This is a genomic window from Paenibacillus sp. sg306046, from assembly GCF_059821225.1.
In genome coordinates this window covers 1-14,399 of the sequence record NZ_JCAMRT010000049.1, presented here as the reverse complement: position 1 = coordinate 14,399, position 14,399 = coordinate 1, and the positions used below count along the sequence as shown (strand labels likewise).

The 14,399-nt window shown below is 56.2% G+C and carries 12 protein-coding genes and 1 riboswitch; of the genes, 4 read left to right on the top strand and 8 right to left on the bottom strand.

Annotation, left to right across the window (positions count from 1 at the left end; genetic code table 11):
• Positions 1-193: 193 nt before the first annotated feature.
• The 3 genes from AC6ROY_RS24825 to AC6ROY_RS24815 form a co-directional block, all read right to left on the bottom strand.
• Positions 194-1,054, bottom strand: coding sequence for a MerR family transcriptional regulator (locus tag AC6ROY_RS24825; RefSeq protein ID WP_500103249.1), 861 nt, complete (start codon positions 1,052-1,054; stop codon positions 194-196).
• Positions 1,055-1,209: 155 nt separating this feature from the next.
• A complete protein-coding gene (locus AC6ROY_RS24820) occupies positions 1,210-2,085 on the bottom strand; it encodes a sugar phosphate isomerase/epimerase family protein (protein WP_500103248.1) in 876 nt (291 codons plus the stop codon).
• A gap of 39 nt (positions 2,086-2,124) precedes the next feature.
• Positions 2,125-3,183 (bottom strand): Gfo/Idh/MocA family protein, encoded by a 1,059-nt coding sequence (locus AC6ROY_RS24815; RefSeq protein WP_500103247.1) that lies wholly within the window; start codon positions 3,181-3,183, stop codon positions 2,125-2,127.
• Positions 3,184-3,381: 198 nt separating this feature from the next.
• Here AC6ROY_RS24815 and AC6ROY_RS24810 point away from each other — a divergent pair, with 198 nt between their 5' ends.
• The 4 genes from AC6ROY_RS24810 to AC6ROY_RS24795 all read left to right on the top strand — a co-directional run bounded on the left by AC6ROY_RS24810 (position 3,382) and on the right by AC6ROY_RS24795 (position 7,187).
• Positions 3,382-4,239 (top strand): polysaccharide deacetylase family protein, encoded by an 858-nt coding sequence (locus tag AC6ROY_RS24810; protein ID WP_500103246.1) that lies wholly within the window; start codon positions 3,382-3,384, stop codon positions 4,237-4,239.
• A gap of 75 nt (positions 4,240-4,314) precedes the next feature.
• On the top strand, positions 4,315-5,049 hold the full coding sequence (nfsA, locus tag AC6ROY_RS24805) for an oxygen-insensitive NADPH nitroreductase (protein WP_500103245.1): 735 nt from the start codon (positions 4,315-4,317) through the stop codon (positions 5,047-5,049).
• A gap of 71 nt (positions 5,050-5,120) precedes the next feature.
• Positions 5,121-6,134 (top strand): metallophosphoesterase, encoded by a 1,014-nt coding sequence (locus AC6ROY_RS24800; protein WP_500103244.1) that lies wholly within the window; start codon positions 5,121-5,123, stop codon positions 6,132-6,134.
• A 174-nt stretch (positions 6,135-6,308) separates the two neighbouring features.
• On the top strand, positions 6,309-7,187 hold the full coding sequence (locus AC6ROY_RS24795) for a M15 family metallopeptidase (protein WP_500103243.1): 879 nt from the start codon (positions 6,309-6,311) through the stop codon (positions 7,185-7,187).
• 84 nt (positions 7,188-7,271) lie between these two features.
• Here AC6ROY_RS24795 and AC6ROY_RS24790 read toward each other — a convergent pair whose 3' ends face one another.
• From AC6ROY_RS24790 to AC6ROY_RS24770, 5 genes are all read right to left on the bottom strand, one after another.
• Complete coding sequence (locus tag AC6ROY_RS24790; RefSeq protein ID WP_500103242.1) at positions 7,272-7,736, bottom strand: MEKHLA domain-containing protein; 465 nt, start codon at positions 7,734-7,736, stop codon at positions 7,272-7,274.
• A 185-nt stretch (positions 7,737-7,921) separates the two neighbouring features.
• Entirely contained in the window at positions 7,922-8,713 is a 792-nt protein-coding gene (locus tag AC6ROY_RS24785; protein ID WP_500103241.1) for a transglutaminase-like domain-containing protein, read from the bottom strand.
• A 14-nt stretch (positions 8,714-8,727) separates the two neighbouring features.
• A riboswitch (cyclic di-GMP riboswitch) is annotated at positions 8,728-8,813 on the bottom strand.
• A gap of 148 nt (positions 8,814-8,961) precedes the next feature.
• A complete protein-coding gene (locus AC6ROY_RS24780) occupies positions 8,962-9,564 on the bottom strand; it encodes a YdhK family protein (RefSeq protein ID WP_500103240.1) in 603 nt (200 codons plus the stop codon).
• 396 nt (positions 9,565-9,960) lie between these two features.
• Positions 9,961-11,631: an S-layer homology domain-containing protein gene (locus AC6ROY_RS24775; RefSeq protein ID WP_500103239.1), complete on the bottom strand. Its 1,671-nt coding sequence runs from the start codon at positions 11,629-11,631 to the stop codon at positions 9,961-9,963.
• Between the two features lie 72 nt (positions 11,632-11,703).
• Positions 11,704-14,399 (bottom strand): beta strand repeat-containing protein (locus AC6ROY_RS24770; RefSeq protein ID WP_500103238.1); only part of this gene is annotated, 2,696 nt, incomplete at its 5' end.

Sequence of the window (14,399 nt, the reverse complement as noted above, 5' to 3'; positions counted from 1 at the left end):
CGTTCGATAGATTCTATCTAGAGTATACCATACAGGAAAATATAGTAACGTTATTTTAGGTTCTTTGTACTAGAGGGTCAATAGCGGCGACGAGAAGCAGAGACAGCTGCCTCGGGATGACGGCTACCCAATATCGGCAAGCGCAAGCCAGCCGCAGCATAACGAGCGAATAAGCCTTCCTTAACCAGCCGATTCAGCAGCGGGTAATCGGAATTTGCAGCTCGATAATAAAATGCTCGATGTCGTTCATCCCGGTGAGATCGACTATGTATTGCTCGACGACCAGACCGTCGGGCTTGTAGCCGTGCTGCTCCATCCAGGCAAGCATCTGGCTGTACAAGCGTCTGCATACCTCGGGCCCGCTGATCCCCCGGTAGCTTCCGGTCAAGTAATAGCCGCCCGGGATCGTCCGCAGATGCTCCCCGGCGGCAGACACGCTCCGAGCGGCGAGCGGCACACACACCTCCGTGTCCGAGTCGGTATAGTTCACCTCCAGCCAGTCATCATGATATACCGTCATGATGAGGCCTTCCGGCTCCAGACCCAGCTCCTCCATCTGCGCATAGATCGCCACAAAGCGCTGCGTATACGGCTCCATCCCCGCCGGACCGCGCCGCCGCTCGGACAGCACATGCCGGTCCTCCAGCAGCTTCAGCTCCACGAAGCCTTCGCTCTGGTCAAAAGCTTGCTGCAGCTTGCTTTGCTGCTCCATAAGCTCCATCCGCTTATCCATCGCTTCGACGCGGGCGGTCAGCTCCAGGATGCGTTCGCGCGACTGCTCCTGCTTCCGTCTCATCTGCTCCAGCGTGTAGTCGATGCTGCCCCGCTTGAATAGGTCGGCAATTTCCTCCAGCGAAAAATCCAGACTGCGCAAGTCCTGAACGATCTTGATCTGCAGCAAATCCCGGCTGGAGTAATAGCGGTACCCCGTCTGTTCATCGACGGCCGCCGGTGGAATAACGCCGATCTGATCATAATAACGCAGCGTCTGAATGGAAATTTGTCCGATTTTTGCGGCTTGGCCAATCGTATATAATGGCTGCGGTTCGCCCAATTGAATTCCTCCTCTGCTCCCTGCTCTCTGTTCCCCAGTATATCATACCGGCTGGAGCGTTCTGGAAGCGCGCATGAAAAACCGCCCGGACCTCTTACCGCTACCCGGACGGTCTGCGCCCCAGGCCAGCAGCGCTCGCCGCTGCCCGGATGCTTTTATTTATACCGCTTAATGAATTCAACGGCCTTGCGAATATCAAGCTCAGGCTGCAAGCCAACCTCGCGCTCAATCGTCAGGTAGCCGGTGTAGCCGATCTCCTGCAGCGCAGCAAAGTACGCATCAAACGCCACCTTGCCTTCGCCCAGCGGCACCTCCCTGAACATATCGCCGAGCGTCGCCATCTGCGCAAGCTTCTCATGGTTCATCTTGTCGTAGCCAAGCGCGCCGTAAACGTCGCGGGGATCGCCCTCCCGCAAGCGGATGCCGTCCTTCACATGGGTATGCACGATATAATCCTGCAAAATATGGACGCCTGCAACCGGATCATCGCCTGTCACCATCACCAGGTTGGCCGGGTCGAAATTTACGGATACCCCGTTTGTGCTCAGCGTATCCAGAAAGCTTTTCAGATGCGCGGCAGGCTCCGGCCCCGTCTCAATCGCGAAATAAGCGCCCGCCTGCTTCGCGTACTGGCCCAGCTCCTCGCAGGACGTCTGCATCGCATGGTACACCTCGCTATTCCGGTCGTCAGGCACGATGCCGATATGAGTCGTCACAATCGTCGTGCCGAGATCAAGCGCCAGATCCACAATACGCTTCGACTTCTCGATCTTCTCCGGGTTCACCCGCTGGTCCTGGAAGCCGTGGCCGCCGAGATCGCCGCACAAAGCGGAAATTTCCAGCCCCAGATCAGCGATATAGGCCCGCAGCTCCTTGCGGTCGTCCGGCGACAGGCGGTCCGGGTCCATCTCGCCGCTAACCGCGTACAGCTGGACGCCATCGGCCCCGACCTCCTTCGCTTTCTTCAAGCCCTCCCGCACCCCAAGCTTGAAGCTGTCTACAATGACACCGATCTTATTCGTCAGTTTCATCCGCGCATGCCTCCCTTTGAACGATGCTTCAATGCTCCCTCAAAATTGAATTTCCTCGCCCCGGCGACTTGATTCGTAAATCCCGCACAATATTTTCGTCATTTCCACGCCGTCCTCAACCGGACTGATCAGCTCCGCCCGTCCCAGGCAGCAGTTGACGAAATGATTGATCTCATTCCGGAAGCCTTCCTCCATATTAAAGCCTGTTACATCAATTTGCGGCACGATGTTCAAGATGGTGTTGTGCTTCTCCGTTGCGATGACGAAATCCGGCTCCATTTCTGCGCCGCCCCGGTCTCCATAAATGGCGACGGAGGAAGCCGTGTTCTTCTGATGCAGCGTGAAGCTGACATCGACGAACAGGGAAGCGCCATTGTCGAAGCGGATCAGGGCGTTGGCCAAATCCTCGACGGTGTTATGGGAAGCGTCATAATCTGCGGCCTTGTAAAAGCTCAAATGCTCAATATGCGCGCGATTGCCGAGCTTCTGATACGTATTGCCGGATACCGACTTGACCTTCGGCCGGCCCATCATATACCAGCACAGATCAATGATATGCACACCGATGTCCATTAACGGGCCGCCGCCGGACCGATCGCGATCAGAGAACCAGCCTCCCGGATTGCCCAGCCGTCTGAGGATGGAAGCCTTGGCATAATAAATATCGCCCAGCTCACCCGCGTCAATAAATTGCTTCAATACTTGAGCGCTGCCGCCATAACGGCGGACGAACCCGACCTGCAGCAGCTTGCCGGAGCGCTTGACCGCCTCCTGCAGCTCCTCCGCTTGGCGAATGTCGATGCTCATCGGCTTCTCCACCAGCACATGCTTGCCTGCTTCGAGCGCTGCGACGCTGATGCCCACATGCGTATTGTTCCAGGTACAGATGCTGACGGCTTCAATCTCCGGATCGGCGAGCAGCTCGCGGTAATCCGTAAACACCTTGCTTGCGCCGTAGCGGTCGGCGGCGCGTCTGGCGCGTTCTTCCACCAGGTCGCAGATTGCGATCAGCTCGACCTCCGGATTTCGCGTGTAAGCATCCAGATGAGCCGATGAGATGGAGCCCGCGCCGATGACGCCAATTTTCAATGAACGCATACGCATATCCCTCCTACATGGTGAATCGTACCATATCGGTTTACACCTAGAGAATACGCGGATTTGTCCTGTTTATACCTCAATTTGCGCCAAAGGCTGCCGCCTCGGAGAAGCAGCGGCGCGTTGACTTGAAATCGCCTCCTGGAATCGGTATAACTGACTATAGACGCCTACTGGCGCAAAGGAGACCGTATCCCCATGACCCGACCGCTCTTATTCAGCTTGCTCATAACCGTTATGCTTACCGCCTTGCTGCAGCTTTTGCCTGATCGGGCGGAAGGCGTCTACCGCGATCAGGTCGCGGTGCTGATGTATCATCATGTCGCCGACGATGCTGAAAGCTCAGGTACCGTCAGCACTACGCTTTTTCGCAACCAGCTTGCGTATTTGAAGCAGCAGGGCTATCACTTTATTTCAATGAACGAGCTGATTCATTATTATGAAGGAGCCAGCGTGCCGGACAAGGCGGTGCTGGTGACGTTCGATGACGGCTACCGCAGCTTTTATGCGAACGCCTTCCCCATTCTCAAGGAGCTGGACATCCCGGCCGTCAACTTTGCGATCACCAATGATCTGAACAGTCCGGACAGCCCCTCCATTCCTGCGCTCAAGCCGGAGCAAGTTCGCGAGCTGCTGACGTATCGTCCCGGCATGTTTGATATTCAGTGCCACACGAATGCGCTGCACTACAAGGTGGGACGCGAGAGCGCCCTGACCGGACGGCTGCCAACCGCCAGCGGAGCGCTGGAATCCGAAAGCGACTATACGGCCCGGATTCGGCAGGATAGCGCGGCCTGTGCGGGGAAGCTGCAAGAGATCTACGGCAGCCCGGCAGCCGCACAAACGTATGCTTATCCGTATGGCATTCACAACGAACAGGCGCAGGCCTATATCCGGGAAGCCGGATTTAAGTACGCCTTCACGATTGCCAGCGGCATGGCTACCCGCCACAGCGACCCGATGGCCATTCCCCGCATCAACGCCGGCAATCCGGCCGTCATGCCTGAATATTTGGACAAGTCCATTCAGTTGCGCATTCAAAGCCGTACGAATTAGATGCCCCGGGTAGAATCTCGTTTACCTACCCGCACCGCATGAAGAAGTTCATTTCAAAGGAGGTTGACCGATACCATGAATGCTGTCATTGAGCTGCTCCAGCGCCATCGTTCCATCCGTAAATTCAAGCCCGATCCGTTAACTGCCGAGCAGACGGATGCGATCATCCAATCGGCACAGATGGCTTCCTCCTCCAGCAATATGCAGGCTTACAGCCTGATTGCCGTCACAGACCCGGAGCTTCGCCGTGAAGCGGCCCGCTTGGCCGGCAATCAAGCCTACGTCGCTGAATGCGGCCTGTTCATCGTCTTCTGCGCCGACCTGCATCGGCTGGAGGCAGCGGCCAAACGGCACGAGCAAACGTTTCATACGAATACGGAAAGCTTTCTCGTCGCAACAGTCGATGCCGCGCTCGCTGCGCAAAATGCCGCCGTCGCCGCCGAATCGCTCGGCCTCGGCATCTGTTATATCGGAGGCATCCGTAATGCCGCCGAGGAGCTAAGCCGGCTGCTGGAGCTGCCGCTGCTTGTATATCCGGTCTTCGGCCTCTGCATCGGCACGCCGGATCAGGAGCCTTCCCTCCGTCCCCGTCTGCCGCAGGCAGGTGTACTGCATTGGAACACTTACGACGAGCAGACGATGCGGGACGGCGTCGAGCAATATGACCGCACAACCCATGCGTATTATAAGGAACGGACGCAAGGCAAGACACTGACGTCCTGGTCGCGTGAAATGGCAAGCAAGTACGGCAAGCCGCTCCGAGTGCATATGAAGCCGTTTCTGGAAGCGCGCGGCTTCAGGCTGGAGTAGGAATTGAAGCTTTGCCTGACGGGGCGGCCCTCCCTCCGGGGAACAAAACCAACGAGGAAGGCGGCCTTACCTTGAAAAAAAAGAAACCGGCAGCAAGGCGGCGGCGTACCGCGGTCGGGCTGCTTGTGCTGGTCGGCTTGCTTGCTATTTTATCCGGCGGCTGGCTGCAGGTAAGCGTCTATACGATCGCCTCTCCCCGGCTGCCTGCCGGCTTCGACGGCTACCGGATCGTACAGCTTTCCGATCTGCACAGCAAGCAGTTTGGTACAAATCACGAACAGCTCATCCGTAAAATCGACGAGCTGCAGCCGGATATCATCGTCACGACCGGCGATATGAAAAATTCACAGCATGACGACGGCGCCGTATTCGACCGGCTGGCGGAGCAGTTGGTTCCCCGCTACCCGCTGTACTATATCTCGGGAAACCATGAGCAGATTGCCCGTAATTTGGACAATCGGGCCGAGGCCCAAGCGGCTGCAAGCTCCGGGGTGGGCGGTGCGAACCAAACTCCCGGAGCGGCCACGGCTGCTCGCTCAGCGCCTGCTGCTGCGGCCGACTCTGGCGACCCGTACCTGGAGCACCTGCAGCGCCTCGGCGTGCAAGTGCTCGATGACCGCTCAGTCACCGTGACCGCTGGCCAAGACCAGCTCCAGCTAACCGGATTGCTGCTTCCGCTGCGCTATTACAAAGCCAAAAACACGGCCAGCTACGCCGGTGAAAAACCGCTGATCCCGGCCTTTATTACGAATACGATAGGCCAAGCTGCCACGGACCGCTTTCAAATTTTACTTACGCATAATCCGCTGTATTTTAATGTATATGCGGATTGGGGCGCAGACCTTACGCTGACCGGGCATATGCACGGCGGCGTGATCCGCATTCCATTTGTGGGCGGGGTGTTGTCGCCGGAACGGTCCTTTTTTCCCGAATATGACGCCGGGCTATTCACGCAAGGCAGCGCCCGCATGATCGTCAACCGTGGACTTGGCGATGAAAATTTGTCCGTAAGCGGATTTCCCTTCAAGCTGCCGCGCTTGTTTAACCCGCCGGAGATCACCGTCATTGACCTGAAGGCCGAATAACCTTCATCCAAGCGCAAGCGTCGGGGATTTTGCTGTTTTTGTCTGAGCTGAACAAATGACTGCGGCCGGTCAAGCCGCCTACTGCACCGTATGCAACTTTTGACGAACAGCAGTCGTCTAGTAAGTTGTACCTAATTTTACCTAATCTTGTCCAAGCAGAAAGGAATAACGTCCATGTGGAATTCACATAAGGCTCGCTTGAGCTGGGCTGTGCTCGCCTGTTCGCTGATGCTGACCACAGGCTGTGCCGACATGGCCAAGCCGCCCGCAGAGGTCGCGCCAGCTCCCTCCGCGGAAAAACAGCCTGACAGCACGACAACTCCCGTAAACCCGACCGGACCGGCGACGAAGCCTGCGACGGGAGACACGGGAACGAAGCCGTCAGCCCCCGCCGCAGATCCAGGCACAGCCAAGCCAGGCGCCTCTACCGGAGGTGGAGGCGCGATCCAGGTCATTGCCAAGCCGGCCGAAATCTCCGTCATTGTCAACAAAACCAATCAGCTGCCGGATAGCTACAAGCCGCAGGATTTGGTCGATCCGGATGTTCCCTTTATTTTTAAGGAGAAGACGGAGAAACGCAAGCTGCGCAAGGAAGCGGCAGCCGCGCTGGAGAAGCTGTTCCAGGGCGCCAAGGAAGCAGGTCTCCCGCTGGCGGGTGTATCGGCGTACCGCTCGCATGACACGCAGAAGTCGTTGTACAACAACTACGTCAAGCAGCACGGCGAGGAAGCCGCGAACAAATTCAGCGCCAAGCCGGGACAAAGCGAGCATGAAACCGGTCTGGCGATTGATGTATCCGGCGCAAACGGCAAATGCCCGGCTCAGGATTGCTTCGGCGCCACCAAGGAAGCGAAGTGGCTGGCTGAGCACGCCCACGAATACGGATTTATTGTCCGCTACCTCAAGGGAAAGGAAGCCATTACAGGCTATCAGTATGAGCCGTGGCATCTGCGTTACGTCGGCGTTGAGTTGGCCAAGGACGTGACGAAGCAAGGGCTGACGCTGGAGGAATACATGAACAAGGGCGTTCCGGCTACCAATCCGAAAAACTAGGTCCTTCGGCCCAAGCATGGCAAAAAACCTTGATGCTCGCTCCACCTGGGGGCGATGTCAAGGTTTTTTGACGTTTTGTCAGGCTCAAACATCCTCGTACCGTGCAAATACCGCCGCCTGGCCGCAGCGGACCCCCGTTTCATCCAGCACATTCCATACGGTAGCTTCCGCGATCATAAACCTGCGGCCGCTGCCCGAAATACGTATTCCACTATAAGAACTGACGAAGCCCTTCTCCCGCACGTTCCGCATAAACACCTCACGTACGTCCTGCTCCATCGGCTCGGCCGTCAGCCGGGAGGGCATGCTTGTAAATGCCGCCCAGTCCAGCTCCCAAAGCTGCAGCGCCAGCTTGCTGCCAAAGTTCAGAACCGGGTCGGCTTCCATCCCGTGCGACAGCACGTAAAGCGGAGCATGGAACAATCGCTCGGCCGCCGTCTGCGGGTCCCCCTCCTCCAATAGCATACGGCCAGTCCAGTGCCGGTAGCTGTTTATCACACGAAGCGCGTGTTCATTGGTCGCGCCCACTCCCGTTCGCAGGGATTCCATCACCCGGCCTCCTTAATCCTCAATTCATCCTCAAGTCATCTTCAATTCATCGCAGCAGCCATTTTTTCACCAAGCAAACCGGTTCCTGCAATCCTAACAGCATCCATCCGCAAAAAACTCCACATGCCTTCCGCACAGGGAGCCTGTCCCTTCTTGCCCTTCCTTATAACGAACGCCAAGCCGCCCTAATACGTCTTTTCAACGTGATACGCTGCTGCGTTTTTCGCAAAGGTCCGGCTGACGCTGCCTGCATCGACCGTAAGGTCTACCGTCAGCCATTGTCCGTCCAAATAAACTTCATTCCATGCATGGTACTCCTGCACATTTTCCGATGTGCCCATCTGCAGCTTCGTTGGAATGCCTATACTGCGACTCATCGCTGCGAACAGCGAAGCGTAATCGTAGCAAATGCCTTTCTCAGCCGCAAGCACCTTGTCCAGCTCCGGCAAATAATCGGCTGCTACCGTCGCCGCCAGCTCGAAATCGTATACCATCGTATTAACGATGTAATCATAAATGGCCTGCGCCTTCTCGCGGTCCGTCTCTTTATGCAGCGTCAGCTCGCCGGCTTTGTCACGTACCGCTTGTGCGCCACTCCAATTTATATTTTGAATCGAGTTCAGGTAGACGCTTGTCTCCGCTTGCAGCTGAAGCTCAATCGAATCGCTGAGTACCGGTTTGTACGTATTGCCCGCCACCTGCTCCAGCACCGAAACGCGATACGCGCCATTGCCAATCTGCAGCGGGAAAAAGACTTCCTTTCCATCAGCAGCCAAATTGTACGTGTAGGTGATGCCGTCCTTGGCAACCATCAGCTTGGTTGCGGCGGCAGAAGCCGCCGTATACGTAATGCCGATCGCCCCATGCTCCAGCTTGGCGGCGCTTAGCCAAGAGCTTGAATCAGGCTTGGCCACCGCAAGCGGCGCATACATCGTGAATAAACTGAATATCAGAACAAAAGCTACCCATCGTCGCATCCTGCTGAACCCCCTTCGGTAGCTGGCTGCCTGCTTCCAAGGAAGTGAAGGCCCTGTAGCTTTGCGTCCCTGCCTTTCGACAGGTTTGCCGTTTATCGTGTGCGGCTTAATTTGAGATTAACATACTCTTTGGAAAATACAAGCCCTCAAGTAATGAAACCGGCTACCCTCCGACCAGAACAAATGCAGTCCAAGCTGAGCTAGAGAGAGATTCGTTTGGGAAGCTGACTTACCTTTACACCGCTGCCTCAGCTCGAAAGCTCATGCCCCGTCACCCAGAGATGATGGGTCACCTTTGGCCCGCCCGTAGTCGGCATATAATCCACCCGGTATACCGTCGTTTGCTGCGCTGAGTCAATCGTCGCCTCCGCTCCCTTCATCCCTTGCATATGGTCGGCGTGTAAAATAACCTTTGCTCCCGGTGAATACGGTTGCTGGGCTGCCGCTGCGATTTCCTCGTGAACCACCCACTGATGGTTGGTTACACGTTGTCCGCCGGTAAGCGGCGTGTACGAAACAGCATACACGGTCGTTGTATACGCCCCCGTGATCGTCGCTGTAGCGCCATTCATTCCTTCCATATGTGCGACTTTCATCACCGCCTGGCTTCCGACCTTGTAAGCGGGAGCCGTTGCGTTGTGCATGCCGGCAGGCAGCTCACTTGAACCGGAATGGTCCATTGCCGAATGATTGGTGCTCGCCTGACTGGATGGCGCATGACTTGCACCGCCCGTCTGGGTGACCGCTGCAGAACCTTGCTTCGTTGCCTGAGCTCCGCAGCCGCTTAACGCAAGCACGGCTGCAGCCCCGATCAAAGCAACTTGTTTGTTTATAAGGATTCGCCCCTTCAAAGTAAACCTCTCCTTTTTGATCCGTATGGATTAGCTGGATGTTCATTCCGCTGCTGCCTGTAGACAACACCTTACATACAATACCCCCCAATCGTATACTCTATACCAAAAAACGGTACAATGAAATGCTGACCGGCCGTTTTATAGCTCTGTACACATTTATCGCTTTACAACTCGCCGTGCAGCCCTGTTTGTCATATGACAAAACCATGACAGTCTTCAACATCCCCACGGTATCTCCAGCTTTTCGCGCTGTCTGCCGCCCCTCCTGTACTAAGCTGAACGGTCAAAACGCCAAAAGCTGCGTACTCCCGGTTTTGAGGGTACGCAGCTGCTTAGCGAAGCTTCTTTTTTCTTTTGGATGCTTTGGGTGCTGTAACGTCAGTTTTTTGACAATCAGTTGATAAATTTCAGATATTGCAGCATACGCTTGAGCATGACGGTGCCCTGAGCCCGCGAAGCATTTTCTTTTGGAGCAAATGTGGTGTCCGTCATCCCTTGCACAATCCCCGCCTTCATCGACTTCGCTACGGCATCCTTCGACCAGGAAGAGATGGAGCCGACGTCAGAGAACTTGTCCAGCATACTGGAATCCAACGCAACCTCTTTGTCGGATACGGTTAACGCTCGGACCAGCATTGTGACCATTTGCTCCCGGGTAATCATTGCATTCGGTTGGAACGTGCCGTCCTCGTAGCCTTCGATGAGACCCGCTTGCTGCGAAGCCCCCACCGAGCCTGCGAACCAGTCTTTGGCCGCGATATCCTTGAAGCCCTCAGGCTGCACTTCCGCAAGTCCCAGGGAACGAACCAGCAGAGCGGCAAACTCGGCTCTTGTGATCAAGCTGTCAGGGGCGAACGTTGTCTCCGAGACGCCATTGACGATCAGCTTGCTCGCCAATGTTTCTACGTCTGTTTTGGCCCAATGGCTCGACAAATCACCGAAGGTTTTAGGGTTGTGAATAACTGTGTAAATACTGTTTCCTTTGCGATACAAGACAGCCTTGGAACCGTCAAATACGGTCGGCACCGGGCGATAGGTGTTCGTATTCGGATCGACCCATACCCCTGTCGACGTAGCAGGATCAGCGGTCTGCGGAAGATGCACGGTGTGCGCAATATACGTGCTGAACCGGTTGATTTCCTGGCTTTGTCCGTTGCTCGCGACCACAGATACGGTGAACTCCACAGGGGCAGCCAGCGCATCCGCGCCTAGCTGAGCGGCGAAAGCGTTGGCCGCTTCGGCTGCTGCGCCCTGAAGCTTATTGACGACGATGCTTACCTTCACATCCGGGACAGTCACACCCATCTGCTGAGCAATCGCGGCAACATCAATTTGGTTGACAGGAAGCTCATAATCCCCCGCCTGGGTACGAAGCTGGAGCGTTGCCTGGGCGTTTTTGGAGCCGAGCAAGGCCACGGTTTCAGGCGCAAGCTCCACCTTCACGACAGAAGCGGCAGCCTTGACCTCCAATGAAAATACGGACGTGGCCGAGGTTGCTTTGGCAACCAGCTCCGTAATTTGGGCTGCATCGAAGGTAACGGCTACCTCGTTCCCTGTTACCGTTTCTCTGGCCGACTCTGTCAAAGCGACGACGGGTCGGGACGACGGAGTCGTGGTGCCCGTATTCGGTGTGGCCGGGCTGCCTCCTCCGCCCGTAGTTCCGCCACCGCCACCGCCCCCACCGGTCGATGTGCTTCCAATTTCGACGGTTCTAATAGCAAACTCGCCTGCACCGCTTCCATATCCGGCAATCAGCGTCATACTGGTGGCGGTTGTTTGCGGCACAACGAAGCTGAACGGATAAGCGCCGGTATTGTCCTTCGCATAAATCGCATCGACATGGATAACCGTGTTGTTATTATCAATGACCTTCAAGGTAATATCTTTTCCGACAGGCGACGACCCTTGAATGAACACTTGGGTTCCAATTGCATATCTCGACTGGGTCGTTGTTATCTGCACCTCGGCAGTTGCCGCATACACAGAACCGGGGGTCCACATGGGCGCCAAGCTCGCCGTACATACACTGAACGCGAGGCCGAGCAGCCTTATTTTCTTGATCACTGAGTATACCATTCCCTTCTGTTGTGAACAGGTGGAGGTATAAGACCGACAAGCAGCCTTATACCTCTATGATTACTTCAACTGCAGCTGAGCTTTTTGAGCAAGCAATTGGGAGGCTGTCTGTCCGTTCAGGTTATCGAAAATGTAGGCCTCAATCGTGTACAGCTTGAGATCGCCCGCCAAGCCGCTGAACGTTTGCGTAATTTCGACGTTTCCGGTGATATCCATTTCGGACGCAATCAGTTGTACAGGCGTACTTCCCTGCTTCAACTCGAAAATAACAACCTCTTTCCCCGCGTGGCCCTTCACCGTCTCGATGTTCAGCTTAGCCGTCAAGCTGTTTGTCCCGGACGTAAGGCTGCTTGCAGTGATCGCGAATTCTCTGCCGTCGAAAATGCCTGTCAGGTTCACGGAATCATTGCTGAGCGGCGAGGTGCCTGTCGCGTTTTGAATACCCTGCACCCGAATCGCATCTCCGATCACAATCGTCGAGCCGCTCACATCGGTTACCGTAATTTCAAGCACACGGCCATCATTTTTCCAAAGTCCTGTGTACTGGGCTCCCAAAATTTTCGCAGCTGCCAGAGAACCAAATTTGACGTACTGATCGACGGTTGCTTTCGTCCACTCCCCGCTTTGGTTCGTCGGCATATCGAAGGTAATCGTGATCACATCCCCGTTGCCAATTGCGGATGTCGTTTTGCTCTTGTTGCTGCTTGAAGCCACAATGCTAAGGACGCTTGGCGTGTTCGCCTGACCGAACGTACCGGCAATGACATACGCTCCCTGTATGGTTGGCGAGGAGCCTGTCACATCGCGAATATTCAGCGAGTCCAGTGAAATTTCCGCGCCATCCTTCAATGAAGGATTCGCACCGAGTGTTCCTACTGTAATAATCAACGTTTTAGCATTCAGCCAGCTCGCGCTTGCATCCGGGCCGAGCAGCCCGGCCAGAGCCGTTAATACCGGCGCTGACTGATTCGTATCCGCACTGAACGTGATCGTAATCGTATCGCCCTTGCCCGCACCCGGATTTGCTCCGGTATTGGCTGCTACGATGCTCAGCACGGTCGGCGCAATTGCGCTGCCGAACGAGCCCGTCAACGGCTGAATCACATCACTGACCGGGATATAACCGATTCCGTTGCTATCCTTCAACTGCAGCAGCGTCAGATCAATCTGGTCGCCGACCTTGATGGTCGCATCCGCCTTGACCGTAATGGACAGCACATTTTGGGACGAGTTCCAGACCGCCGTTGCCCCTGTGCCAAACGTACGGTTGCCAGTTACTTTAATTTTAGAAAGGTCAATCGCCGGTTCTTGAGACATGGACGTACTAAAAATGATTTCAATGGTACCCAAAACTTGTGCTGCCGGGTTGCGGCCATTCGATGTCGCGATTGCATGGGTAAATCTAGGAATGATGCTCGGAACAAAGCTGCCGTCAAGCTTCACACTGCCGGCGTTCACCGGAACCGTGCCGGTCGCATCCTTGATGCCGAGTCCGGTGAGATTCAGGATATCATTCTGCTTCAGGTTGGCATACACCGCATCCGAGACGGAGTTGTACACGGAGCCGGTAACGGACGAACCGTAGGTCGCCAGAGTCACCGTCAACGTCCGGTTGTCGTTGCTCCAAGCGAAGGCGGCATAATCGCCGATCGTATGCCCATTCGTTACCTGAATCAGATCCTTGGTCGCCCAGCCGGACGGCTTCGCTCCATCGGTAGACGAGTCGAACGTAAATACAATTTTGTCCCCGTACGGCGACTCCAGCCCGTTCTGATCAATGGCGACGGCAGACAATACATTCGGAGCGATCACCGTACCGAAGCTGCCGTTAATGCTCAGTGCTGCCGATGCTGCCAGCGGCGCTTGACCGCTTGCATCCTGGATGCCGCTGCCGCTCGTAATCGTCAGCGTGTCCGTCGCTGTGATCGTTGCGCCTGCGCCCATCGTAATCGTCAGCTTCGTGCGGTCCGCACTCCACGCTTGACCCGGACTCGCGCCAAAGCTATGTCCGCCGCTCAACGTAAAGGCCGACAAATTAACCGGTCCGCCGTTCGTCGGCGTATCGAACACGATCAGGAGCATATCTCCTGCGCCTGCTCCCGGCCTTCCATCATTGTTCACCGCTGTAAGAGACGTGATCACCGGCGCAACTGCGACGCCGAAGCTGCCTCCGATGCTCAGCGCTCCCGTGGCCGCCAAAGGCGCTTGACCGGTCGCATCCTGAATGCCGCTGCCGCTCGTAATCGTCAGCGTGTCCGTCGCTGTGATCGTCGCGCCTGCGCCCATCGTGATCGTCAGCTTCGTCCGGTCCGCGCTCCACGCTTGACCCGGACTCGCGCCAAAGCTATGTCCGCCGCTCAAGGTAAAGGCGCTCAGATCGACCGGTCCGCCGTTCGTCGGCGTATCGAACACGATCAGGAGCATATCTCCTGCGCCTGCTCCCGGCCTTCCATCATTGTTCACCGCTGTAAGGGACGTAACGACCGGCGCAACTGCGACGCCGAAGCTGCCTCCGATGCTCAGCGCTCCCGTAGCCGCCAAAGGCGCGATGCCTGTCGCATCCTGAATGCCGCTGCCGTTCGTAATCATCAGCGTATCCGCCGCTGTGATCGTTGCGCCCGCGCCCAGCATGATTGTCAGCTTCGTCCGATCCGCACTCCACGCTTGACCCGGACTCGTGCCGAAGCTATGTCCGCCGCTCAAGGTAAAGGCGCTCAGATCGACCGGTCCGCCGTTCGTCGGCGTATCGAACACGA

What these genes read in the sequence shown, in the direction of transcription:
- AC6ROY_RS24820 (WP_500103248.1), bottom strand. Translation starts at nt 2,085, where the DNA reads ATGAAACTGACGAATAAGATCGGTGTCATTGTAGACAGCTTCAAGCTT.
- AC6ROY_RS24815 (WP_500103247.1), bottom strand. Translation starts at nt 3,183, where the DNA reads ATGCGTTCATTGAAAATTGGCGTCATCGGCGCGGGCTCCATCTCATCG.
- AC6ROY_RS24810 (WP_500103246.1), top strand. Translation starts at nt 3,382, where the DNA reads ATGACCCGACCGCTCTTATTCAGCTTGCTCATAACCGTTATGCTTACC.
- nfsA (WP_500103245.1), top strand. Translation starts at nt 4,315, where the DNA reads ATGAATGCTGTCATTGAGCTGCTCCAGCGCCATCGTTCCATCCGTAAA.
- AC6ROY_RS24795 (WP_500103243.1), top strand. Translation starts at nt 6,309, where the DNA reads ATGTGGAATTCACATAAGGCTCGCTTGAGCTGGGCTGTGCTCGCCTGT.
- AC6ROY_RS24790 (WP_500103242.1), bottom strand. Translation starts at nt 7,736, where the DNA reads ATGGAATCCCTGCGAACGGGAGTGGGCGCGACCAATGAACACGCGCTT.
- AC6ROY_RS24785 (WP_500103241.1), bottom strand. Translation starts at nt 8,713, where the DNA reads ATGCGACGATGGGTAGCTTTTGTTCTGATATTCAGTTTATTCACGATG.